At 62.3% G+C, this 21922-nt stretch carries 22 protein-coding genes and 1 pseudogene; 7 read left to right on the plus strand and 16 right to left on the minus strand.

All coding sequences use genetic code 11. The features are described from left to right. The first annotated feature begins 50 nt into the window (after positions 1-50). Positions 51-1322, plus strand: coding sequence for a DUF2254 domain-containing protein (locus N5C18_RS07185; protein ID WP_024957939.1), 1272 nt, complete (start codon positions 51-53; stop codon positions 1320-1322). A gap of 39 nt (positions 1323-1361) precedes the next feature. Here N5C18_RS07185 and N5C18_RS07190 read toward each other — a convergent pair whose 3' ends face one another. From N5C18_RS07190 to N5C18_RS07210, 5 genes are read right to left on the minus strand one after another with little or no spacing between them, the layout of a single operon-like run. Next, entirely contained in the window at positions 1362-2156 is a 795-nt protein-coding gene (locus N5C18_RS07190) for a sulfite exporter TauE/SafE family protein (protein ID WP_257470766.1), read from the minus strand. 18 nt (positions 2157-2174) lie between these two features. Beyond that, positions 2175-2612 (minus strand): TIGR01244 family sulfur transferase, encoded by a 438-nt coding sequence (locus tag N5C18_RS07195; protein ID WP_033834874.1) that lies wholly within the window; start codon positions 2610-2612, stop codon positions 2175-2177. Next, positions 2609-3040 (minus strand): DUF6691 family protein, encoded by a 432-nt coding sequence (locus N5C18_RS07200; protein WP_033834873.1) that lies wholly within the window; start codon positions 3038-3040, stop codon positions 2609-2611. The genes N5C18_RS07195 and N5C18_RS07200 overlap by 4 nt, the downstream gene beginning before the upstream one ends. Continuing rightward, positions 3037-3477, minus strand: coding sequence for a membrane protein (locus N5C18_RS07205; protein ID WP_033834872.1), 441 nt, complete (start codon positions 3475-3477; stop codon positions 3037-3039). The genes N5C18_RS07200 and N5C18_RS07205 overlap by 4 nt, the downstream gene beginning before the upstream one ends. Further along, positions 3474-4415 carry an MBL fold metallo-hydrolase gene (locus tag N5C18_RS07210; RefSeq protein ID WP_223224754.1) on the minus strand — a complete coding sequence of 314 codons (942 nt, stop codon included), beginning with the start codon at positions 4413-4415 and terminating at the stop codon, positions 3474-3476. Before N5C18_RS07210 ends, N5C18_RS07205 begins: the two co-directional genes overlap by 4 nt. Before the next feature lie 172 nt (positions 4416-4587). Here N5C18_RS07210 and N5C18_RS07215 point away from each other — a divergent pair, with 172 nt between their 5' ends. Next, positions 4588-4881, plus strand: coding sequence for a metalloregulator ArsR/SmtB family transcription factor (locus N5C18_RS07215; protein WP_024957933.1), 294 nt, complete (start codon positions 4588-4590; stop codon positions 4879-4881). A 263-nt stretch (positions 4882-5144) separates the two neighbouring features. Here the strand turns inward: N5C18_RS07215 and N5C18_RS07220 are convergent. Further along, positions 5145-6050 (minus strand): annotated as a pseudogene (locus N5C18_RS07220) (YifB family Mg chelatase-like AAA ATPase); the annotation flags it as partial. Between the two features lie 271 nt (positions 6051-6321). On the opposite strand from N5C18_RS07220, the gene N5C18_RS07225 reads away from it, so the two are divergent. Then, on the plus strand, positions 6322-7533 hold the full coding sequence (locus N5C18_RS07225; RefSeq protein WP_279944516.1) for a substrate-binding domain-containing protein: 1212 nt from the start codon (positions 6322-6324) through the stop codon (positions 7531-7533). A gap of 121 nt (positions 7534-7654) precedes the next feature. Here N5C18_RS07225 and N5C18_RS07230 read toward each other — a convergent pair whose 3' ends face one another. The 6 genes from N5C18_RS07230 to N5C18_RS07255 form a co-directional block, all read right to left on the minus strand. After that, the gene (locus N5C18_RS07230; RefSeq protein ID WP_049456475.1) at positions 7655-8011 is read right to left on the minus strand and encodes a hypothetical protein; all 357 of its coding nucleotides are present in this window, start codon (positions 8009-8011) and stop codon (positions 7655-7657) included. 472 nt (positions 8012-8483) lie between these two features. Continuing rightward, positions 8484-9344: an OST-HTH/LOTUS domain-containing protein gene (locus tag N5C18_RS07235; RefSeq protein ID WP_180878868.1), complete on the minus strand. Its 861-nt coding sequence runs from the start codon at positions 9342-9344 to the stop codon at positions 8484-8486. A gap of 278 nt (positions 9345-9622) precedes the next feature. Next, positions 9623-11773 carry a peptidase domain-containing ABC transporter gene (locus N5C18_RS07240; protein ID WP_279944150.1) on the minus strand — a complete coding sequence of 717 codons (2151 nt, stop codon included), beginning with the start codon at positions 11771-11773 and terminating at the stop codon, positions 9623-9625. A 2-nt stretch (positions 11774-11775) separates the two neighbouring features. Further along, positions 11776-13026, minus strand: coding sequence for an HlyD family efflux transporter periplasmic adaptor subunit (locus tag N5C18_RS07245; RefSeq protein ID WP_180878870.1), 1251 nt, complete (start codon positions 13024-13026; stop codon positions 11776-11778). Between the two features lie 69 nt (positions 13027-13095). Continuing rightward, a complete protein-coding gene (locus N5C18_RS07250) occupies positions 13096-13584 on the minus strand; it encodes a hypothetical protein (RefSeq protein ID WP_279944151.1) in 489 nt (162 codons plus the stop codon). A gap of 29 nt (positions 13585-13613) precedes the next feature. Beyond that, on the minus strand, positions 13614-14279 hold the full coding sequence (locus N5C18_RS07255) for a hypothetical protein (protein WP_180878872.1): 666 nt from the start codon (positions 14277-14279) through the stop codon (positions 13614-13616). A 638-nt stretch (positions 14280-14917) separates the two neighbouring features. Between N5C18_RS07255 and N5C18_RS07260 the strand changes: the two genes are divergently transcribed. After that, on the plus strand, positions 14918-15274 hold the full coding sequence (locus N5C18_RS07260; protein WP_279944152.1) for a CPCC family cysteine-rich protein: 357 nt from the start codon (positions 14918-14920) through the stop codon (positions 15272-15274). Positions 15275-15394: 120 nt separating this feature from the next. Here the strand turns inward: N5C18_RS07260 and arr are convergent, their stop codons facing one another. Together arr and N5C18_RS07270 are read right to left on the minus strand one after the other, a co-directional pair. Continuing rightward, positions 15395-15829, minus strand: a complete 435-nt coding sequence (arr, locus tag N5C18_RS07265) for an NAD(+)--rifampin ADP-ribosyltransferase (protein WP_279944153.1) — start codon at positions 15827-15829, stop codon at positions 15395-15397. A gap of 126 nt (positions 15830-15955) precedes the next feature. Next, the gene (locus tag N5C18_RS07270; RefSeq protein WP_053451027.1) at positions 15956-16207 is read right to left on the minus strand and encodes an accessory factor UbiK family protein; all 252 of its coding nucleotides are present in this window, start codon (positions 16205-16207) and stop codon (positions 15956-15958) included. A 153-nt stretch (positions 16208-16360) separates the two neighbouring features. Between N5C18_RS07270 and N5C18_RS07275 the strand changes: the two genes are divergently transcribed. Beyond that, positions 16361-16699: a P-II family nitrogen regulator gene (locus tag N5C18_RS07275; protein WP_005411374.1), complete on the plus strand. Its 339-nt coding sequence runs from the start codon at positions 16361-16363 to the stop codon at positions 16697-16699. Positions 16700-16844: 145 nt separating this feature from the next. Here N5C18_RS07275 and N5C18_RS07280 read toward each other — a convergent pair whose 3' ends face one another. Further along, on the minus strand, positions 16845-17504 hold the full coding sequence (locus N5C18_RS07280) for an RIO1 family regulatory kinase/ATPase (protein ID WP_164242815.1): 660 nt from the start codon (positions 17502-17504) through the stop codon (positions 16845-16847). 435 nt (positions 17505-17939) lie between these two features. Between N5C18_RS07280 and N5C18_RS07285 the strand changes: the two genes are divergently transcribed. Beyond that, entirely contained in the window at positions 17940-18845 is a 906-nt protein-coding gene (locus N5C18_RS07285) for an aspartyl/asparaginyl beta-hydroxylase domain-containing protein (protein WP_040009311.1), read from the plus strand. Positions 18846-18968: 123 nt separating this feature from the next. Here the strand turns inward: N5C18_RS07285 and speE are convergent, their stop codons facing one another. Then, the gene (speE, locus tag N5C18_RS07290; RefSeq protein ID WP_053511749.1) at positions 18969-19823 is read right to left on the minus strand and encodes a polyamine aminopropyltransferase; all 855 of its coding nucleotides are present in this window, start codon (positions 19821-19823) and stop codon (positions 18969-18971) included. A gap of 191 nt (positions 19824-20014) precedes the next feature. Here speE and speA point away from each other — a divergent pair, with 191 nt between their 5' ends. After that, on the plus strand, positions 20015-21904 hold the full coding sequence (gene speA / locus N5C18_RS07295) for an arginine decarboxylase (RefSeq protein WP_133935788.1): 1890 nt from the start codon (positions 20015-20017) through the stop codon (positions 21902-21904). Positions 21905-21922 lie beyond the last annotated feature (18 nt).

Raw genomic sequence — 21922 nt, forward strand, 5'->3', positions numbered from 1 at the left:
CTCGGCGCCCGGCCGTGCTATTGATGGTCGAACTTCCCAGGAAGTAGCCCATGCTCACCAGATTGAGGCTTGCAGCCAGCAAAGTTACAAAGCGGATGTGGTTCCGTTCGACCCTGTATGGCGCCCTAGGCATCATCACGGCGTTGGCGGGCGCGTTCCTGAAGTTCCTCATTCCCGTCGGCCTTGCCGCGCGGATCGGCGCAGATTCCGTCGGCAACATTCTTGGCATTCTTGCCGCGTCGATGCTGACGGTCACCACCTTCTCGCTGTCCACCATGGTCTCGGCCTACGGGTCCGCGTCCAGCAGCGCCACCCCGCGCGCGGCCCGCCTGCTGATCGAAGACACCCGGGCCCAAGGTGCGCTGGCCACCTTCATTGGTGCCTTCCTGTTCTCGATCGTGGGCCTCATCGCGCTCAGCACCGGCATCTACGGAGATAGCGGCCGGCTTGTACTGTTCGGGGCAACTATCGCGGTCATCATCGTCATCACAGTGACGTTGCTCCGGGCTATCGAGCAGTTCTCACGCTTTGGCCGCGTCGGCGAAACCATCGATCTGGTGGAGCGGGCGACCCAAGTGGCAATGAAGCGCCGCGCCGAGGAGCCTTCGCTCGGCGGAGCCAGTGCGGTTCGGGTAGGAGAGGGGGCGGTGCAGCTGGTCGGCGATCAGGTGGCCTACGTTGAACACGTGGATGTCGGGCGGATCAACGCCATTGCGCAGGAACATGATCTACGCGTTCATCTGCTCTGCCAGCCGGGTACGTTCGCAACCCCAACCCGTCCGTTGATAGCCATCGAGGGAAATCTACTTCCTGAAGTACAGAGTAAAGTGATCTCAGCCATTTCCTTTAGCGACGCGCGCTCCATCGAAAATGACCCACGGTTCGGGCTGGTCGTGCTTGCGGAAATTGCCCAGCGAGCCATGTCACCTGCGGTGAACGACCCTGGGACCTGCATCGACGTCATCGGGACATGTGTCAGGCTGCTCTGTGCATGGTCCAGCCACGGAGGGGACGCTGCGACAGGCGAGGTGCTGTATCCGCGCGTGCACGTGCAGTGTCTCGACGTACGCGACATGTTTGAGGACGCGTTCACTCCGATTGCCAGGGATGCCGCCGCGTCCCTGGAGGTCAGTATCCGGCTGCAGAAGGCCTTCGCAGCGTTGGCAGGGTCCTCGAATGAAGCGACAAGAGTCGCATCACAGGCGCATGCCCGCATCGCGTTGGAGCGCGGCCTATTGGCCATGGATTTCGAAGCTGATCGCGAGGCGCTTCGAGCCGTCGCATCTTATTTGACTCTGGAGGATGTGGACCACCGTTCGTAGTATCTTCCTATCAAAGCCTTTGAAGCGCTGCGCTGGCTATCAGTGCTCGGCTGTGGTCTGGAGCACATCCGGTGAGCTCACCTTCCACAGCATGTATGCGGCAGTAATGAAGATCAGTACTGCAAATACCGTGTTCAGAGCTCCACGATAGTTGGCCAGCTTCGTCGAAGTTGCTGCACCTGCAATACCGCCAGCCACGCCGGCAACGACGAAAACTGCCGCGAGCTTCCAGTTGACCAGACCTGTACGCGCGTAGTTCAGTGCGGTGGTCATGCCAAATGCGGCGACGGCGACGAGCGAGCTTCCGACTGCGGCGATCATCGGCATGCCCGTCGCGGCCACCAGTGCGGGCACGATGAGAAAGCCTCCGCCAATGCCAAAGAAGCCAGAAAGCCCGCCGGCGGTGGCGCCCAGCCCAATCAGCGCGGGCGCGTTGCCTCTGCCGAGCCGAGCGTCCGTGAGTCCAGGCGTGTTGCGCCTGCGAAGCATGGCGATGCCGACAACGATCATAGCCACAGCAAACAGCGCCAACAGGCTCCTGCCGTCGAACGCCTTGCCCAAGCTGGAACCCAGGTATGCGCCCGCGATCCCCGCCAGAGCGAAGACCGAGGCACAAGGCCATCGAACGTTCCCTCTACGGGCATGTATCACCAGATTCGACACCGCATTGACCGCTACTGCCAGGGCGCTGGTGCCGATAGCCACATGCGGATCTCCCACTCCGACCACGTAGAGCATCAGTGGTACCGCCAGGATGGATCCGCCCCCACCGACCACGCCCAGGACGAAGCCGACCAGGACGCCAGACAGGCCGCCCAGAACCAACTGCAGCAGAGATAGCGCTTCCATATGTCAGTCGCCGGACGCCGGGCCTTGCTGCAGCCGTGCTGCGATGGAAGAAAGGTCATAGCCTGCATCCGAAGCAACAGACAGGACGTGGTCAAACGCCGCTCCATTGTGAACGACTTCCGACAGCGCCCAAAGCATCGCAGCACGGGTGCCGGTTCTGCAGTACGCGGCAACAGGGCTTGGCAGCGCTTCGATCAACCTGGCAAAGGTATGCACCTGATCATCGGTAATGACGCCAGGCAGCGCAGGAAGATAGGCAAACTGCATGCCCGCCTGGTGGCAGGCGGCCTGCAGCGCATGGTGACTGGGCTGCTCCGGCTGTTCATCGTCGGGGCGGTTGCAGATCACGCTCGCAAAGCCCTGCTCCTTCAGGGCTTCAATGTCCTTTGGCAGGAGCTGGCCGGACACCTTGAGGCTGGCGGAGAGTGGCTTGAGGTTCATGGTTTTCCCGTAGTTGCAGTGGGGCGGTGAATGAGGCCATGCAGGAGCACGCCAGCGATCATTGCCGTGGCGAAGATGATCGCGAAGGGCTGGCCGGTTCCCAGCAACGCGATGGCTGGGCCGGGACATAGTCCGGCCAGACCCCAACCCAGGCCGAATATCGCCGCACCGATCACCAGGCGCCGATCGATGATGCGATGGGCGGGAATGTGCAGCGATACGGCAAGCAGCGGCGTTCTGCGGGCGCGTATCCACAGGTAGGCTGCGCCGGAAGGGATCAGTGCGCCCAGCATGACCAGCGCCAGGGAGGGGTCCCAGGCGTCGCTCACATCAAGGAAAGCAAGCACGCGGGCTGGGTTGGCCATATCGGATACGACCAGGCCCAATCCGAAGAGTGCGCCGCACAGGAACGCGGCTAGACGGATCATGCCGGGCCCCCGGTCGTAATCTGTACCAGGGTTGCCGTGGCCATGCCCACGAGCATGAACACGCAGGTCGCCACCACCGACCGCGGCGATGCCCGGCCCAGGCCGCAGACACCGTGCCCACTGGTACAGCCAGCCCCAAGGCGAGTTCCGTAACCCACCAGCAGTCCGGCGATCACCAGCACCACAGTTCCGTTTGCGGAGAGCGCCGGCAGGGGTATGGGTCGGGCCGCCAATGCCAAGCCTGACGCCAGGGCAAGTCCTGCCAGAAACAGGACTGCACCGCTGCGCCCGCCGTCACCCGTCATGCCCAGTGTCTTGGCAAGCAGTCCCGAGATGCCAGCAACGCGCCCGAGAAGGAGTAGATAGGCTCCGGCCGCTGTTCCGATCATGGCACCGCCAGCGAGCGGCCAATACCAGGCCAGGTGAGAGAGCGTCATAGCAGGTCCACCGGCAGCTTGAGATATCGCACGCCGTTTTCCTCGGGCTCGGGCAGATGGCCGGCGCACATGTTGACCTGCACTGACGGCAGGATCAGCCGTGGCATCGGAAGTGTGGCATCACGAGCCTCCCGCAGTTCCACAAACATGGCTTCGCTCACGCCCTCGTGCACATGCATGTTTGTTGCCCTTTCGGCACCGATGGTAGTTTCCCATGCGAAATGGTCCCGGCCGGTGGCTTTGTAGTCGTGGCACAGGAATACGCGGGCGGCGTCGGGCAGGAACAGCAGGCGCTGGATCGAGCGATACAACTGGCGCGCTGAGCCACCTGGGAAGTCGCATCGGGCAGTGCCGTAGTCCGGCATGAACAGCGTGTCGCCAGGAAATACGGCGTCGCCGATCACGTACGCCAGACAAGCGGGAGTATGGCCTGGCACGTGCAGCGACATCGCCTGCAGATTACCGATGCGGAAGGAGGCACCGTCGGCGAACAGGTGATCGAACTGGCTGCCATCCCGCTTGAATGCAGTACCGGCATTGAAGAGCTTGCCGAAGGTTTCCTGGACTGCGGTGATGTGTTCGCCAATAGCCAGCGCGCCTCCCACCTGCTCCTGCAGCCATGGAGCCGCGGACAGGTGGTCGGCATGCGCGTGGGTTTCCAGCAACCACTGCACCTGCAGGCGCTCGGCACGCACGTAGTCCACCAACGCCGATGCGGAGGAAGTGGACGTGCGGCCTGCGGCCATGTCGAAGTCCAGGACGCTGTCGATGATGGCGCACGCTGAAGAAGTTGGATCGCGTACGACGTGGCTGGCAGTGAACGTAGCAGGGTCAAAGAACGTCTTCACGGAAGGTGAGGGAAGCAGGCCGGCACGCGCATCGCTGACCAGGCGCACAGCCTGGTCCAAGGGGGCGTCTACCGCTACGGATGGGATCATGGCTGGCTCCAAGAGGCTTCGCGACCTGAGAATTACATAGTTACGTAATATCTGCAACTATTGAAATATGCTAGATTGGACGCGTGCCCGCATGGTCTTTGCATCACATCACCTGCCCAAGTTGCCCTTACCCGTGACCAGCCCCCCATTCAGCCCGTCAGACCTAGCCACGATGAAGGAGCGCGTGCCTGAAGTGGCCGAGTTGCTGCGCTTCATGGCCACCCCCTCGCGCCTGTTGCTGCTATGCCAGCTCGCACAAGGTGAAATGACGGTGGGCGGACTGGAGGAAGCCACCGGCATTCGACAGCCGGCGCTCTCCCAGCAACTGGCCGAACTCCGTCAACGAAAGCTCGTAGCGACCCGACGGGAATCGCGGTCGATCATCTACCGCATGGAAGACCCGCGCGTTGCAGCACTGCTGGGCGCGATGCATGGGATTTTCTGCGTGGACGATGCATCAACTTGACGTGATCTAAAGCGTCCTGGAAGGGGCGGGCTGGACTTCCTGACCCAGGGAATTTAGGCAACTGGCGTAGTCTGCCCCAAAACCCTTTGGCCACAGCGGGCCCGAGGTCTGCTGCGGCCTAGGGGTATTCATGAGGGAGGGGGTGGCTGTCTGCTTCTGGTCGGAAACGGACCCCGCACATGGTGACTATGTGAAACGCAGTGAGTACTCCCTCTTCCCGTCAGAAGCCGACGTGTTGTCAGTCAACTTGACGACCTAAGGACGAGTTCGTCCAGGAACAGCACCCCGTGGTGCGCCAGCGATATCTCGCCGGGGCAGGGTGGGTTGCCACCACCTACCAGCGCCGCCGCACTCGCACTGTGGTGTGGTGCCCGGAACGGCCGCTGCCGCCAGCGGCGCGGGTCCAGCCCTTCACCGCTCACCGAGGCAATCGCGGCCAGCTGCAGTGCTTCAGTCTCTTCGGTGTCAGGCAACAGACTGGGCAGGCGCGAGGCCAACAGCGTCTTGCCGCAGCCAGGGCTACCGATCAGCAACAGATGGTGCCCACCCGCAGCGGCGACCTCCAATGCACGCCGCGCATGCGCCTGCCCGCGCACGTCGGCCAGATCCGGCAGCGGCAATGGCGTGGTGTCCACGCGCTCCACGGGCGGCAACAGGCGCGGATTGCCCAACCCGGCGCAGCACTCCAGCAGCGTGCGCGCCACACGCACATCGGCGTGCTCGGCCAACGCAGCCTCGGCGGCATTGCCCGGCGGTACCACCAGAATGCGCCCGGCTTCAGCGGCCGCAATCGCCGCGGGCAGCGCACCGGCCACCGGCCGTAGCTCACCGGTCAGGCCCAGCTCGCCCAGGAACTCGTACTGAAGCAGCGCCTGCGGATCGACCTGGCCACTGGCCGCAAGAATGCCCAGCGCAATCGCCAGATCGTAGCGGCCCCCCTCCTTGGGCAGATCGGCAGGCGCAAGGTTCAAGGTGATGCGCCGTTGTGGAAAATCGAAGCGCGCACAGAGTAGCGCCGCGCGCACGCGCTCGCGTGATTCGCGCACGCTGGTTTCGGCCAGGCCCACGATCTGGGTGGCAGGCAGGCCGCCAGAGAGATGCACTTCCACCCGCACCAGCGGGGCATCGACCCCGGCGCGGGCGCGGCTGTGGACCAGCGCCAGGCTCATATGTGGTTTCCTGCGGAGGGGACGCTCGATGGTGCGGCAGGCACTTCGCAGGCAGCTATCGGGGAATGCTGGCGAAGCGGCTAGGAGGATTCCGGCAGCCCGCCTTCGAGAGTGGCCGCTCGCCATCCGGTTCCTCCACAGGTTTATTAAAGCCTCTGTCATTCTTTCAGACCAGGATCTACCTGACGCCATGGAAGGAGGCTCCTGGCGATCGCGCGCAATCAGCAGATGCCTCGTTTGCCCTTCAATGACGAAGCAAACCTCTCAGGAGATGCACATGTACGTGCCAAAGACTCTGGTGGCCTTGATCGCGGCCGCCGCACTCGCCCCTGTTGATTCGGCATCTGCGCAGGCCCTGGTGAAGGGAGGAGGCGCCTCAATGCCCGCGTCCCTGTACAAGGGAGCGACGGACAACATCCTGCCGGCAGAATTCAGCTATGTCGTGCTGGGTTCCGGCAATGGGAAGCGTGCGTTCCTCAACAATGAGCCCGCGCTGCTGCAGACGACCGGAACGGTCCATTACGCAGGCAGTGACGCGGTGCTGACCAGTACCGAGCTGGCGGCGTACAACAGCACCTACAATTCCTACGGGTCCGGCAACGCCTATGGGCCGCTGATACAGATCCCCGTTGCGCTGGCTCCGATCATTGTTCCGTTCAACAAGCCTGGTGGCGTGCTGGACCTGACGGTTTCCCAGCTCTGCGGAGTGTTCTCCGGCAGGATCACCCGCTGGGATCAACTGCCGGCTGGAGGTCGGACGGGGCAGATCACTGTCGTCTACCAGGCGGAGAGCAGCGGCAGCAGCGAGATCCTCACCCGTTTCCTCACCGCCGCCTGCCAAACGAGCGACGTCTCGGGCACAACGCTGAAATCCAGTGGCTGGGGTCTGGTGCCCTCGTTCTCGGTGCAGCCCACGTTCGCCAACCTGTTCGTTGGCAACACGGTACCGTCCAACTTCATGGCTGCGCCAGGGCCGGGGGACGTTGCGCTCTACAATGCGGTCCTGGTTGGAGACGGTCGGATTGGCTACACCGGGCCGGATGTCGTTGCAAACCTCAGCGATGCGACCAAGGTTGCAACCGTGAAGGGATACTCGCCTGCCGAAGTCAGCCTGCAGGCGACCATCGAAACCGTCTCGCCGCCGACCGGAGCGGCCGCCAATGATCCAGCCAACTGGGTGCCTGTGTTCGGCAACCCCTCGGCGGGTTATCCCATCGTTGGGCTCACGAACCTGATCATCGGCCAGTGCTACCAGAACCGGATGGTCGGCAACAGCCTGCGCAGTTTCCTGCTCACGCACTATGGAAGTGCCCAGGTCGGAGGGGTTGAGCAGGGTCGAAACGATGCTGCCGTTCGAAGCCACGGCTTCTACCCGTTGCCCAACAGTTGGCGAACTGCGATTCGCACGCGCTTCGCACTGGCTGGCAATGCGGCTGGCCTGAACAACCCGGCGGTCTGCAACGGCATCGGGCGTCCGCTCTAGTGAGCGTGCGGGACGTGGAAGGCGCAAGTACCGGCGGCCAGGTCGGCACTTGCTGTTCCGCGGCATGCCTCGCCCAAACAGATGGACGAGGCCTGGCAGTTGGGCGCTCGATCCGCCGCCTTCAATCCCTGGGTCGCATCCGCTCGTGGATGAAAGCAGTAAGTGCAATATCGGCCATCACCAGCCCCTCCATCACCCGGTCGCCCACGTACTGCTCGGGCTCGCCGTTCTGGCGCGTGCGCTCGGCCGCCAGCAGGATCTCCTGCACGATGCGCTGGCCGGTCGCCGCGCAGTCGGCGTCGGACAGCGCGATCTGCCGGCTGCGCAGCTGATGGCGCTCGGGCCAGGGCTGGCCGTCGGCCGCAGCGCCCGCGCCAATGGCGTGCAGGACGGCGATGAGGCTGGTGGGGTCCAGGGCAGGGCCGGGTGATGGCGGCTGCTGGATGGGGCGCGGGGGAGGGGAGTGCGGCTTGGTCATGGCAGGCTCCGTGCAGACAGGCGGAAGCCACCACCGATAAAGGTGGCGGACAGGGCGTGGCTCGAAAACCGGTGTGTGATGATCGCCGGCGGGCACAAGGCCCCCACGCCCCGCCCGCCATAGCCGGCAGACGGATTGCCAGCCGGCACCACGCAGGGTGATGCCGGCTGGCAAGCGCAAACTTCATCACAACAACGGGTTTTCGAGTCCCGACCACCGATGCACGGTGGCGGGGTAACGATTACCTGCTGTTGTGAGGAATGCCAAGGGGTGGGGGCCAATGCCGCCAAAACCCGAGACGTTTTTGGCATTGTCGCATAGCGTGGAAAGGGGCAAGAGCCTTGGCGCGTCAGGCGGAACGGCACTTCTGGGACGGAGTCGTCAGATCGTTCGGCCAGAGACGCAAGGCGCGGCAAATGCGACAGAACTTGGTAGGCGACGGCGTATGGCGGCTACCGCCAGCAGAGCCTGGTCAGCCCGTCGACTCAGGCCGCTCGCGAAACCACGCTCCCCGTTGGCCGTTGTGCGCGAAGTCGCGCAGCTCGAATTGACGGGAATCACGGATGACGTCCAGCCATTGGGCGCAGCCATACTTCCCGGGGGTTTGTTCCGGATGATGCTCTGCCATCCACAGAGCGGCTGTGTCCAGATTCACCCAACCGTCGATCGCCCGTTCTCGGAAGGCCTGTCTCAGCGCACTGACAATGCCGGCGATCGGCCAATGGATCTGCCCATCAGGCGCGATGCCGTTGACCAGAAAGTCATGGAACTCTGGGCTCTGCACCAGTTCAGCAAAGGCTGTTATGCCCTGCGCCATAACTGCGGCAAGCGTGCGCAGTTGTTCAAACTGCCGATCGATCTCGGTGCAAGCGTGCCTGAGCGCATCCTGGGCCTTGACGCATTCATCGATAGTCCGGATGTCGTACTGCTCGAAGAAGTGGTGAACGAGCGTATTCCTGAGGTTCACCAGCGCGCGTAGATCCGTTCGCAGGGCCGCATGGGATTCCCCTGGCAGATTGATCCCTATGTGCAGGCCAAAAGGGCTTGAATCATGGTCGAGACCTGATGGGACGTCGGGAACTTCGCCGCCTTCCTTCAGCATGCATTCGGTAGTCAGGCAACCCACCAAAGCGCCCATGGTCTTGCCGCCGATCTCAGTCCTGCGGTTGTTCAAGCTCTTTGGGAGTGTTTCCGGTGTACCCGACAACTTCTGAAAGGCCAGCATGGACTTCATCAGCTGCTCGCACTGCTGAAGGCGCAGAATGCAACGACCGACAAGCCGTTGCACTTCGTGCTGCGCACCGGCAATGTCATTCGGGTCGATTACGGACATGGCAAATCTGAGCATGGGTCTCGCCAACTGTACCGCTTCGGCGGAGAGAAGCGCAGGCCGGGCCGCGAGCCGGCGGAGGCTGTTGTCCGCTTCACTTCTAGGCGTGAGTGGAGCACCCAGCCATTCGCTCTCGGCGGCGCCGAATCCAGCGATGGTCCGCTGATCCTTCTCGTTGACAGAGAAGGGCGGATGTCAGCGCTTGGCCGAAGCGAACGTAGGGCTAGAGGGATTGCCACACTGTACCGCGACTGTGTACGCACGAGTACCAGACCCGAATCTCAGTAGGCGGCCGCCTTTGCCCTTCGGCTGACGGACCCATCTGGATGCACACGCAGCAGACAATCCGCAGCATCTATTGTCTCGAATCGATGTGCAATCTGAATGACAGTGAGTGACATCTGCCTGAGGTGAGCATTGATACTCTGCTCAGTTTCTGCATCCAGATGGCTGGTCGCTTCGTCTAGAAGGAGGGCTTGGGGCTGTTGGTAGAGCGCCCGGGCCAGCATGATTCGCTGGCGCTGTCCTCCTGACAAGGTCGATCCCATGTCACCAACCGATGTTCGATAGCCCATCGGCATTCTTGAAATGTCATCGTGAATGCAAGCGGCTTGGGCTGAGTGCTCGATCTGCTGCTGCTGAGCCCCTTCCTGGAACAGGGCGATGTTCTCAGCCAGACTCCCGTGGAAAAGCGCGTCATCCTGCATGACGCATCCAAACATGCGCCGGGCCTGGGTCGGACCAAGATGGCTCAAAGGAATGCCATTCAATAGGATTTCCCCACTGTTGACGGTCAGCAGTCCGACAAGGAGCTTGGCGATCGTGCTCTTGCCTGTACCCGACGCACCGGTGATAGCAGTCATCTGGCCCGCTGGGATAATGGCGCTGGCGTTGTTCAACACCCATGGCTGATTGTCTGCATATCTGAAGCAGACGTTGCGGAGCTCAACCTCAACGGGTTGAACGCGCGCGCTCAAAGGTGCAGCGGGCTCCTTCTCAACGGGTGCAAGAGCAATGTCAGCAACTCTTTCCGCATGTGAACCGAGCAACGCGAGTTGGATTGCGTACTCGGAAAGCGCACTCAGACGCGAGATGAACTGCTCTGAGTACGAGGCGTACGCAATCAGCATCCCGGCAGTGAACCGTCCCTCCATCACCAGTGATGCGCCGATTGCGAGAGCACCAAGCCTACCTACAGACAGCAGGACGCCACCCCAGGATGCGTAGGACAAGCTCGTACGCTGAACGGCAATGGATGCTGCGATTGCTGCTGCGCTTCGGTTCGCAAAGCGGGACGATTGCCAGCCAGTCTTCCCGAAAAGCTTCAAAGTCTGCGCACCGCGGATGGATTCAAGCAGCATGGACTGCCGGCGCGCGTCCTCGGTCAAGGAGGAAACCGTTGCGTGTTGCAGTCGCTTCACGTAGATGGCCCTGACGCCTACATAAGCCAGCGCTGTGAGGCTTGTAAATGCGCCTAGAAGTGGGCTGTAGACAAACAGCATGGCTCCTGTTGCAAGGGCCATGACACCATCTAGTATCCCAGCGACCAACTGCGTGCTTATGGCCTGCTGTATTGTGTTTAGTGACGTGAATCGCGATGTTATGTCACCCAGGCTGCGACTTTGGAAGTACTGGGTAGGTAGGCGCAGCAGCCTAGCGAACACGCCCGAGCTCCATCCAATATTGATCTGGCTGCTCAGCCAAACAATTGCCCAGGACCGCAGCCAACCCAGCAGCAGCTGAAGAAGGGCGAGAAGGCTCAGTCCCACTATGACAACCGGAAGAAGGGCACGGTCCCCATCGGCGAGTACACGGTCGATGACTATCTGGAAGCCTTGGGGTGAAGCGAGCGCCATGAGTTCCAACGCAACTGAAAGAAGCCCCAGGTTGACCAGCGCTGGTCGGAGACCAGAGATCGGCCCAATGAGTGACCTCAGACGAAGACTACTGCGCGCTTGAGCCTTCTTGAGATCGGGTCCCTTCAAGAGCTCGATTGCCACCCCTGTGAAGTGCCGGCCAAGCGCCGCCCAGGAGATCTCCACGCGGCCTTGGGATGGATCCAGAATCACGACTTTCCTCGCCTTCACCTTTTCCAGGACAACGAAGTGGTCCATGTTCCAATGCAGAACTGCGGGCAGTACGAGCTGATCCAGTTCATCTGGCTCAGCCCGAAGAGGGCGCGCCACAAGGCCTTTCCGCTCCGCAACATCGCTGATATCAGATACCGACATTCCTTGCGGATAGGATCCGGCGAATGCCCTGAGCTGTTCCAGAGAAAGCCGATGGCCATGGTGATCAAGTATCATGGCCAAGCAGGCCAGGCCGCACTCGTTGGCTTCACTCTGGTAGAAGATCTTGACCGGACGCTTCATCCATTGACGCAATAGATCGCCGGGTTTTGGGCTGACTGCTGTGGAGTTGGCGACTTGCATGATCAGTCCTGTATAGACGCTCGAAATGCGGTGATCGGCTCAAGTAGCCAAGCGATGATTGAGCGATCCTCCAACAGAAGCGCAGCTTCCAGCTGCATCCCGGGAACCAGCGCTCGCTGCTGGCCATCAGTCACGATCTGCTGCCTTTCCAACGACGCGATGGCTCTGTACATTGGCTGGGCTGGCGGCTGCTGGCCAAGCAGGGCTGACAGCTGTGCAGGTTGAGTCGGGGTTTCGGAAACCTGTTCGACAACCCCGTATTGAACCCCATATTTCTGATAGGGGAATGCCGCATAGTGCATGGCAACCTTGGTGCCTCGATGAACAAAGCCGATTGCCGTGCTGGGAATGAAAATTTCCGCTTTCAGCGTCGTAGGTGTCGGAATGAGAGAGGCAATAGGTTGCCCAGGCTCAACATAGTTCTCTGGCTGAACAAGAACGGAGCTGACTAGCGCGTCTGATTGAGCCCTCACCACCAGCTCAAGCTCGCTCTGATCCTGGGCGAGGCTGGTGCGTAATCTCGCTTGCTCTCGCCGAAGATCGTTCAACTTGAGTTCCGAATCGATCTCCAGACTCGTCAACTTGCGGCTTGTTTCGCGTTGCTGTTGAGAGATATCTTCAAGCTGCCGATGCAGGCCTGATGTCTGCGCCCGGGTATCCAGAAGCGCACTTTCGAGGTCCTGGACTTGATACTCAGCCACAAATCCATCCTTCAAAAGCGGACGCAGCTTCGTCAGTGTCCGCTGCTTCTGCTCAGCGGCCTGCTGCTGATAGCCAATCTGCTGACGAAGATCCGATGCCTGGGCGAGAAGAGATTTGACACGCTCCCTCAACTGATGCTGCTCACTGATCAGCGCTGCCTCGGTAGCTGCGACGCTCGCGTGGACCGAGGTGATTTGATTCTCAATGTTCTCCTCGACTCTGGCATGCACGGCACCCCCGCGGGTGTGCATTTCGCTGGATAGCCGCAGGATCGGATCTCCCTTTCGAACGTGTTGGTGCTCTCTGACGTACACCTCTGAGACGGTTGCAGATCGACGCGCTAGAATCCGGCTCTCGCCCGTATCAGTAACTAGATGACCAGATACCTGTTCCCGGCGAGCATAGTGGGCATGGAATGAGAGAACGAGTGCGGCCAAGCACAGTGCAGTGGCGCTAACACCAGCTGCGAAGTGAGCCTTTGGCGTTGAAACGATGACGGCGCCAAACTGGTCTGCATGAGCAGTCTCGGCTTCCTTGCGAAACAGTTCCATTGATCAGTTCTGCTGGGCGTGATGGCAGTGCCGGTTAGAGGGAGGGAGGTCGCCCCCCTCCCTTAAAGCCTAGCGACAGCTGATTCGATTGAAGATGCCTTGAGTCAGGGGGAACGGCTGCTCAATGCCATGTGACACGACTTCCGCGAGGTCCGGAACAAATAGAAACTGCGGGGCACTCTTGAGGTTCCTTAGATCTTCATTCACATGCAGGGACTGATCCCAACCGAAGATGGGCATGTCCCGAATGGCCCGGGGAGCATCCGGATCGGGCTGGTGCCATGACGGCTGCGTAAAGTCATCTACGTAGATAAGGGACGAGTACGAACCGCTGCCCTTGTCGGCGATGAACCAAGCCTTGAAGCCCCGGGATCGGTCTTCCAGAGTGACTCCAAGTGTGTTCCCTGTTCCAGGCATTGCTAGCGGCTGGATTCGAGCGTGCAGTGCAGGGTTGCCGGAGTAAACGTACTCCGCTACCGCGCTTCCACACTCCGCAGCTGAGGCGCCGGTCGACATCAGCACCCCTGCGAGTATGCAAGTGGCTAGCTTGGCTTTCATGGAATTTCTCCTGTGACTTCTGAGTGGGCTCAAGGCTGACGCTGCGGAGGGCCAACGATGACCGTACCGCCGGTGCCGCCGCTTGAACCCCCGCCACCTCCTCCAGAGTGGCCACCACTGCCGGCGCCTCCCGTACTTCCATCAGGCGGTGCCGTTGTTCCGGTGGAAACGCTGGTGAAGCCGAGCACCGTAACCTTGCCGTTGTAGTCGGAAACAACCGGAGACGACCATTGCGTGCTGTTGGGCCCGAGATGGTGCTTGATCTCCACGTAGTCGTCGATCAGAAGGGTAGTCGGAATCGTTCCGGCTTGGCGGCCCGCAGCCCATCGAGATTCGAAGTTGCGAATGTCGTCGTACATCGCTGCGATCTGATCGTTCGTGCTCGATCGATCGAGCGCTCCATGACCCAGATAGTCCCAAGTACTAGCGTCGTACTGGTACAGGCCTTGAACGTTGGAGTTGGTGGGATTGCTGGTCATCGAACCCAGGGAGCTTTCATAAAACGCCTGGTTGACTGCCATTCGAATCTCTGGAGCCAGCATGTTGTGCGCTTTCCCATAGTCCACGATCTGTCCCAGTGTCGCTGCCTGAGCGTCGGAAAGGCTGGCATTGAACTTGACTGTGTTGCCTGCCGGAGTTTTGTAGGTACGACCTCCGGAAACGCTTGCTTCTTCTTCCTTGCTAAGCGGACGCATGTTTGTATCTCAAAGGTTGGTTGAATGCCCGGGGGAGCGATGGCCAGCCGGTGTTGAGATTGGCGGCTCCCTGCGAGCTCGGGCCTTCGGTCCTTCTGAAGGTGCGACTCGGACAGCTCGGCGAGTGTAAAAGTTCGTCGAATAATCGATGTGCCAAGGTCGGCAAAGTCCTGTGTTGCATTGCAGATGCGTCAAGCTAGGCCGCGTGATGGCAAGGTTGCAGTGACGACGCGTGTCGGCCGGAGTCGGCGAGGGAAGCTCTCGTGGCGGCATCGATGCTCGACTGGCCGCGGGTTCGATCACGCAGATTCAACATCTGTCGCAAGTCTTCGCGCCCACCAACGCCATATGGTCAGTGCAGATCGGTTGATCGTGGCCGGCATGCGCTTTGGGGAGCTGGGGTTTGCTCGCATCCAGCGCATCGGTAGCGGTTATGCCCTCACCTACGCCGGATGAAGAAGGATTGATCGTTCTGAAGGCGGCGTCCGCTTCTGGCCGGAAGCGGACGTGCCGGCGCCAGACAACGCAATCAAGAATGCTAGAGTCCGCTCTCGAACCGAAGCGGACGTTCGCCTCCTTCAGACATGGGCGACACCCGAAGGTCCAGTGGTTCAGCTACCAGGTGTTCTTGGGTCTCAATGATCGATCTGCCTTGTCCATCGTGTGGCTTCCTGACCCTGGAGGACTGCTACGGATCATTTGCCATATGTCCGATCTGCGACTGCGAGGATGACGGAGTGCAGCTTGCCAACCCAACATCCGCCGGCGGAGCCAACGGCGAGTCTCTGGCGCAAGCCCAGCAGAATGCTGTTTCCAGGCTCCCTCTTGGCGTCCAGGTTGCAAGCGGCTTTCGCCGCGGAAACAGCTGGCGCCCCTTGTCCAGCGCGGAAATTGGGCGCTACGAAGCCTTGAGGGGAGGCAAACACTGGCACAGCAAGGCTGTCTCGCACGAGGGGGAGGCTTACTGGTCGAGCTTGGGCGTTCTCTCGTTCTAAGGCCACTTTGCGGTTCATCTCATGACGTTTACGCATGTCCGCTACTGGCCGAAAGCGGACATCGTTCGACGACCTGCTGCATTGATCTTCCGTCAGCCAAAGCACGGGTCTCTCCTTCCATCAGTTGATGATTTCCCCACTCCCCGAAGCAACAAACGCCTTCAACTGCCGAACGAACTCCGCGTCGTAGAGCTCCCACTCCACAATCTCCCCCGCAATCCGCAACGGCTGATCACTCCGATACGAACGCGTCGGGTTCCCGGGAAACTTCTTGTTGGTCACGTTCGGGTCGTCCTCGAACGGCCCGGTCGGCTCCACCACATACACGCGCGGTCGCCCCTCACCGCGAGCCATCTCCGCAGCCAGCCCGGCGCCCTTGGCAACCGTGGTGAAGTAGATGTGGTTCATCACCACACTGTCGCGATAGTTGGAGCGGAAGCCCGCGCTCAGCAGCTCGCCCACCGTGAGGTCAGCGCGGGTGCCGTGGTAGAACGGCCCGGCGACCTGGTCACAGGTGTCATGCGAAACGGGTGTCCATTCGGTGTCCTGTGCCATCAGCACTGCCCCTGCGTGTCCTGCCGGATCGACAGGCCGGCGAGTCTAGGGCGCCCGGTGGGCCTTGCGGCAAGGCCCCATCCGGGAAATAATCTGTAAACGGGAGGCGCGGTGCGCCTCCTTTTTTCATTCTGCGGCGCTGCGCCCTTCCAGTTCGCGCACGGCCGTTTCCAGCGCGTCCAGCTTCTCGCGGGTCTTCAGCAGCACGGCGCGCTGCACTTCGAACTCCTCGCGGGTGACTAGGTCGAGCTTGGCCAGGCCGGCCTGCAGCGCGCTCTTGAAGGTGGCCTGCAGTTCCTCGCGCGATTCGCGCAGGCCCGGCGGCACCAGGTCGCTGAGGCGACGGGCGAGGTCATCGATGTGGTTCAGGTCGATCATGGGGGCTCCGTGGGGGTGGGCCCGTGCATCCGGCGCGGGCAGGCCAATCGGCACAAGGATACTGCCGGCACCCGCTGCCCGGACAGGCCGCAGCGGCTTCGCACGGGCCGCGTTCAGGCGCTATCCTCCACGCCGGAAGACAGGAGATAGACGATGAAGATGGTCATGGCGGTGATCAAGCCGTTCAAGCTCGACGACGTGCGCGAAGCGCTGGCCGAGCGTGGGGTCACCGGGATCACGGTGACGGAAGTGAAGGGCTTTGGTCGCCAGAAGGGCCATACCGAGCTGTACCGTGGCGCGGAGTACGTGGTCGATTTCCTGCCGAAGGTGAAGCTGGAAGTGGCAGTGACCGATGACCAGGTGGAGGCGGTGGTTGAGGCCATCGTGAAGGCCGCCGGCACCGGCAAGATTGGTGACGGCAAGGTGTTCGTCTACGACCTGGGCAGTGTGGTGCGTATTCGTACCGGTGAGTTGGACGCGGACGCGTTGTAACCTGGTTTTGTGCGTATTCGGGCTGTAAAGCGGCTTTTGTAGAGTCGAGCTTGCTCGACTGAAGCGCAGAGCAGTCGAGCAAGCTCGACTCTACAAAGAGCGGTAGAGCGGTCGAGCAAGCTCGACCCCTACCAAAGAAAAGCATTCAGCGGCGCTTGGCCCACCTGTAGAACCGCTTCCAGCCCTGACGCACCGCCGCCACCCATCCCGGGTCGGCCACCAGCGCGGCCTGCGCGGCACTCGGCGCTTGTCCGGTCACGCGCTGGCGGATCTTCAGCAGGTTCTTCATGTCGCTGCGGCGCATCTGCCGGCTCAGCGGGCCGCGGCGCAGCCAGCGGGGTACGCGCCAGGCCGAGGTGAAGTCCAGCAGCACGGGCACGCCGCCGCTGACCACCACATTGGTGCCATGCAGGTCGTTGTGGGTGATGCCGGCCGCGTGCAGGCGGCTGAGCGCGTGCTGCAGTTGCTCGAACACGTCGTTGCCGACGGCCTGGGCGGTGCTGAGGGTCTGGCCGGGAATGAACTCCATGCCCAGTGCCAGGCCACCGAGGGTGCCAAGCAGGGCCGGTGCGTGTTTCCAGCCGCCGAGGCGCTGCAGCATGCGCGCTTCACGGCGAACCATCAGCCGGGCGATCAGTGAAACCGGGGTGCCGCGGTAGCGGGAGTAGTCCTTGATGACCGCTTCGCGCCCGTCCAGGCAGGTGCGGTAGACGTCGGGGGCGAGGAAGCGTTTGCCGCGCTTGAGCAGCAGCGGCGCCGCGGCGTCATCGCCGCAGGAGGAGGGGGGCAGTGCAGGGAGATACATGTCGGGGTCTCGGTCGACCCGGTGGGTGGCGCAAAGCGTCAAGCGAACCGGTGTTACAGGAAGTTACTAAGCTTTCGTTAATTTTAGTACTCGCCAGTTCGCTAATCGACGATTTGTCGGAGAAATGTCGGGGTCGTGGCTGGAACAGTTCGTCACATCAAATCGGACATTTCTGTCTCACTTCTGATGATGTTCTTTATGCATCAAGAGGTTGGGCGCGCTTTCGGCCCCTTCCACCGCGTTCAGCTGAACGCGGCGCACGTCCGGCTTGACCCCGGCGCACGGCCTGCCGACCATAAGCTGTTAACCCGCGGCATCGGCGGCCGCCCCCTCCGGCACGTCCCCGTCCCCTGCCGCGCTCCCCACCGGTGCTGGCCGCCAGGCCGTGCATCGCCCCGTTTCCCGTTCCGGCCGCGGCTGGAGGAAAGTGCTTTGATCATCAAAATCGTCATTGCAGCGCTGTTCGTGGCCTGCGTGCTGTACATCCACTTCCGTGGCAAGGTCCGCGCGCGCTGGTCGCGCCAGTTGCTGGACCACTCCAGTTTCATGGCCCCCATCAACGTGGTCATGTACATGTTCTCGAAGGTGCCGACCACACCGTTCCTGGACCCGGCCAAGGAGTTCCCGCAGCTGGAGCCGCTGCGCCAGAACTGGCAGATGATCCGCGACGAGGCACTGGCGCTGCGCGATGCGCAGAAGATCGCTGCCTCCAGCACGTTCAACGACGCCGGCTTCAACTCGTTCTTCCGTCGTGGCTGGAAGCGCTTCTACCTGAAGTGGTACGGCCCGTCGCACCCGTCGGCGAAGGCGATGTGCCCGAAGACCACGGCGTTGCTGGAGTCGCTGCCGGACGTGCGCGCGGCGATGTTCGCGCAGCTGCCGTCGGGCAGTGAACTGCGCCCGCACCGCGACCCGTTCGCCGGTTCGCTGCGCCTGCACCTGGGCCTGGCCACGCCCAACAACGACGGCTGCTACATCGAAGTGGACGGCATCAAGAAGAGCTGGCGCGATGGCGAGTGGATGATGTTCGACGAGACCTACATCCACCATGCGCACAACGAGACGCCGGATGATCGCGTGATCCTGTTCTGCGACATCGCCCGGCCGCTGCATTTCGGCCTGCCCGGCCTGTTCAACCGTGCGGTGGCGGCCACGCTGCTGGCCGGTGGTGCCTCGCCGAACCTGCCGGGTGACCCGACCGGTGGCGTCAACAAGGCGTTCGGCAGCGTGTACAAGGTGCGCCTGAAGGCCAAGGCACTGCGCGAGCGCAGCGTGGTGGCCTACCAGCTGATCAAGTGGGGCCTGGTGGTGGCGGTGATCGCCGGTATCTGGGCGCTTTGATCGTTGCATGAGGTTGCCGGCCAGCGGCCGGCACTACCGGAACATGAAAAAACCCGCGCTGTTGCCAGCGCGGGTTTTTCTTTTGCATTGGTAGGTGCCAACCTTGGTTGGCACGCTTTCCGATCAGTTCTTCAGCGCCGCCTGCACGAACGGCGGGGTCACCAGCACGCCGGTGTGCAGCGCGGCGGTGTAGTACAGGGTGTTGAAGGTCTTGGCGGCCGAGTCGGCCTGGCGGAAGTCGAAGCTGCTGTCGCCCTTGCGCGCCATGGTCACGCTCCACCAGCCGGTGGGGTAGCACGGCTGCGGGAACGGCAGGGTCTTGAACGAACCGAAGCCGGCCTTGCCCATCTCGGTGCGCATCTCGTTGATCAGGTCCAGCTGCATCAGCGGCGACTCGGACTGCTGCACCAGGATGCCGTCATCCTTCAGGGCCTTGAAGCAGCTCTCGTAGAAGGCCTTGTTGAACAGGCCCTCACCCGGGCCGACCGGGTCGGTCGAGTCCACGATCACCACGTCCACGCTGCCGGCCGGGCAGTTGGCCATGTAGGCCACGCCGTCGTCGAACAGCAGCTCGGCGCGGGCGTCGTCGTTGGAATCGCACAGTTCCGGGAAGTGCTTGCGCGCCATCACCGTGACCTGCTCGTCGATATCGCACTGGGTCACGCTCTCCACGCCGCTGTGCTTGAGCACTTCGCGCAGGGTGCCGCAGTCGCCGCCACCGATGATCACCACGCGCTTGGGCGCGGCGTGGGTGAACAGCACCGGGTGGCTGATCATCTCGTGGTAGAAGAAGTTGTCCTTGCTGGTCAGCATGATGGCCCCGTCGATGGTCATCAGGTTGCCCCAGTCGGTGGTCTGGAAGATCTCGATCTTCTGGAACGGCGACTGCACCTCGTCCAGCTTGCCGGTGATGCGGTAGCCGATGGCCGAGCCGGTGCGCTCGAAGTGTTCGATGTACCAGTTGTTGCTGTCAGTCATTGGAAAACAGTCCTGTTCGGAGGGGTGAAGCCGGGCTGGCGGGCGGGGCCGCGTGGCACAGATGCCACATCCGGACGGATCGGCCCGTTCAGGTTGGAACCTGTCACGGGCGCGGGCGCGCATGATAACGAACCTGTGGGCATATAGGCGTTATCATGCCCCCCCTTTTATTGCCAACAAGGCCGACTGAAATGACCGATTGGTCCCTCGACCAAGCCCGCAAGACCTACTCGATCCCGCATTGGGCGGACGGTTACTTCGACGTGGATCAGGCCGGGCACATGGTGGTGAGACCGACCGGGGCGGACGGCCCGGTGGTGTCGCTGCCCAAGGTGGTCGATGCGGCGCGTGCGGCCGGTGCCAAGCTGCCGCTGCTGGTGCGCTTCCCGGACATCCTCGGCCAGCGCCTGGGCAAGCTGCAGGCGGCCTTCGGCCAGGCCCAGCAGGACTGGGAATACAGTGGCGGCTACACCGCCGTGTACCCGATCAAGGTCAACCAGACCCGTGGCGTGGCCGGCACCCTGGCCAGCCACCATGGCGAGGGCTTCGGCCTGGAAGCGGGCAGCAAGCCCGAGCTGATGGCCGTGCTGGCGCTGTCGCGCCCGGGTGGCCTGATCGTCTGCAACGGTTACAAGGACCGCGAGTACATCCGCCTGGCCCTGATCGGCCGCAAGCTGGGCCTGCAGACTTTCATCGTCATCGAGAAGCCGTCCGAGCTGAAGCTGGTGCTGGAAGAGTCCAAGGCGCTGGACGTGAAGCCGGGCCTGGGCGTGCGCATGCGCCTGGCCTCGCTGGGCGCCGGCAAGTGGCAGAACAGCGGTGGCGACAAGGCCAAGTTCGGCCTGTCGCCGCGCCAGCTGCTGGACCTGTGGAAGTCGCTGCGTGACACCGAGTACGCCGACTGCCTGAACCTGCTGCACTTCCACATGGGCTCGCAGATCTCCAACGTGCGCGACATCGCCAACGGCATGCGCGAAGCCACCCGCTACTTCGTGGAGCTGTCGCGCCTGGGCGCGAAGATCACCCACGTCGACGTGGGCGGTGGCCTGGGCGTGGATTACGAAGGCACCCGTTCGCGCAGCTTCTGCTCGATCAACTACGGCCTGCATTCCTACGCCAGCAACATCGTGCAGCCGCTGGCCAATGCCTGCGAAGAGTTCGGCCTGACCCCGCCGCGCATCGTCACCGAGTGCGGCCGCGCGATGACCGCGCACCACGCGGTGCTGATCGCCAACGTGTCGGAAGTGGAAGAGGCGCAGGAAGGCCGCGTGCCGGACCAGCACGACGACGAGCCGGCGGCGATCCGCCACCTGCGCGAGATCCACGACGAGCTGGACGTGCGCCCGGCGGTGGAACTGTTCCAGGAAGCACAGCACTTCCACGCCGAAGGCCTGGCCAGCTACGCGCTGGGCCAGATTGACCTGCCGCAGCGTGCGCGCATCGACGATCTGTTCTACGCCATCGCCCACGGCGTGCGTGCGCGCCTGAGCTACGACGAGAAGAGCCACCGCCCGGTGCTGGATGAGTTGAACGAGCGCCTGGTCGACAAGTACTTCGTCAACTTCAGCGTGTTCGAGTCGATCCCGGACGTGTGGGCGATCGACCAGGTGTTCCCGATCGTGCCGATCGAGCGCCTGGACGAAACCCCGGACCGTCGCGGCATCATCGCCGACATGACCTGCGACTCGGACGGCATGGTGGAAACCTATGTCGAGAACGAGAGCCTGGACAGCTCGCTGCCGCTGCACAAGATGAAGCCGGGCGAGAGCTATCGCATCGGTTTCTTCATGGTCGGCGCCTACCAGGAAATCCTGGGCGACATCCACAACCTGTTCGGCGATACCGACGCGGTGGAAGTGCTGGCCGATGCCGATGGCTATGCCATCACCCAGCAGCGCCGTGGCGATACCACCGACGTGATGCTGGACTACGTGGGCTACCGCCTGGACGAACTGCGTGCCACCTACGCACAGCGCGTGGCCGAGGCCCAGCTGTCGCCGGAACGTGCGCAGGAACTGTCGGACGCGCTGGAAGCCGGCCTGACCGGTTACACCTACCTGTCCGACGAACCGCTGGTCTGACGTCGAAGGAAGCGCCGG

This window comes from Stenotrophomonas sp. GD03930, assembly GCF_029839665.1.
GTDB classification, from domain to species: Bacteria; Pseudomonadota; Gammaproteobacteria; order Xanthomonadales; family Xanthomonadaceae; genus Stenotrophomonas; species Stenotrophomonas forensis.

Coding starts and splice junctions, on each gene's coding strand:
- arr (WP_279944153.1), bottom strand. CDS start 15,829: ATGGCACAGGACACCGAATGGACACCCGTTTCGCATGACACCTGTGAC.
- N5C18_RS07280 (WP_164242815.1), bottom strand. CDS start 17,504: ATGTATCTCCCTGCACTGCCCCCCTCCTCCTGCGGCGATGACGCCGCG.
- N5C18_RS07260 (WP_279944152.1), top strand. CDS start 14,918: ATGATCGATCTGCCTTGTCCATCGTGTGGCTTCCTGACCCTGGAGGAC.
- speE (WP_053511749.1), bottom strand. CDS start 19,823: ATGACTGACAGCAACAACTGGTACATCGAACACTTCGAGCGCACCGGC.
- N5C18_RS07215 (WP_024957933.1), top strand. CDS start 4,588: ATGAAGGAGCGCGTGCCTGAAGTGGCCGAGTTGCTGCGCTTCATGGCC.
- N5C18_RS07185 (WP_024957939.1), top strand. CDS start 51: ATGCTCACCAGATTGAGGCTTGCAGCCAGCAAAGTTACAAAGCGGATG.
- speA (WP_133935788.1), top strand. CDS start 20,015: ATGACCGATTGGTCCCTCGACCAAGCCCGCAAGACCTACTCGATCCCG.
- N5C18_RS07235 (WP_180878868.1), bottom strand. CDS start 9,344: ATGTCCGTAATCGACCCGAATGACATTGCCGGTGCGCAGCACGAAGTG.
- N5C18_RS07195 (WP_033834874.1), bottom strand. CDS start 2,612: ATGAACCTCAAGCCACTCTCCGCCAGCCTCAAGGTGTCCGGCCAGCTC.
- N5C18_RS07210 (WP_223224754.1), bottom strand. CDS start 4,415: ATGATCCCATCCGTAGCGGTAGACGCCCCCTTGGACCAGGCTGTGCGC.
- N5C18_RS07270 (WP_053451027.1), bottom strand. CDS start 16,207: ATGATCGACCTGAACCACATCGATGACCTCGCCCGTCGCCTCAGCGAC.
- N5C18_RS07200 (WP_033834873.1), bottom strand. CDS start 3,040: ATGATCCGTCTAGCCGCGTTCCTGTGCGGCGCACTCTTCGGATTGGGC.
- N5C18_RS07245 (WP_180878870.1), bottom strand. CDS start 13,026: ATGGAACTGTTTCGCAAGGAAGCCGAGACTGCTCATGCAGACCAGTTT.
- N5C18_RS07240 (WP_279944150.1), bottom strand. CDS start 11,773: ATGCAAGTCGCCAACTCCACAGCAGTCAGCCCAAAACCCGGCGATCTA.
- N5C18_RS07255 (WP_180878872.1), bottom strand. CDS start 14,279: ATGCGTCCGCTTAGCAAGGAAGAAGAAGCAAGCGTTTCCGGAGGTCGT.
- N5C18_RS07225 (WP_279944516.1), top strand. CDS start 6,322: ATGCACATGTACGTGCCAAAGACTCTGGTGGCCTTGATCGCGGCCGCC.
- N5C18_RS07205 (WP_033834872.1), bottom strand. CDS start 3,477: ATGACGCTCTCTCACCTGGCCTGGTATTGGCCGCTCGCTGGCGGTGCC.
- N5C18_RS07250 (WP_279944151.1), bottom strand. CDS start 13,584: ATGAAAGCCAAGCTAGCCACTTGCATACTCGCAGGGGTGCTGATGTCG.
- N5C18_RS07230 (WP_049456475.1), bottom strand. CDS start 8,011: ATGACCAAGCCGCACTCCCCTCCCCCGCGCCCCATCCAGCAGCCGCCA.
- N5C18_RS07275 (WP_005411374.1), top strand. CDS start 16,361: ATGAAGATGGTCATGGCGGTGATCAAGCCGTTCAAGCTCGACGACGTG.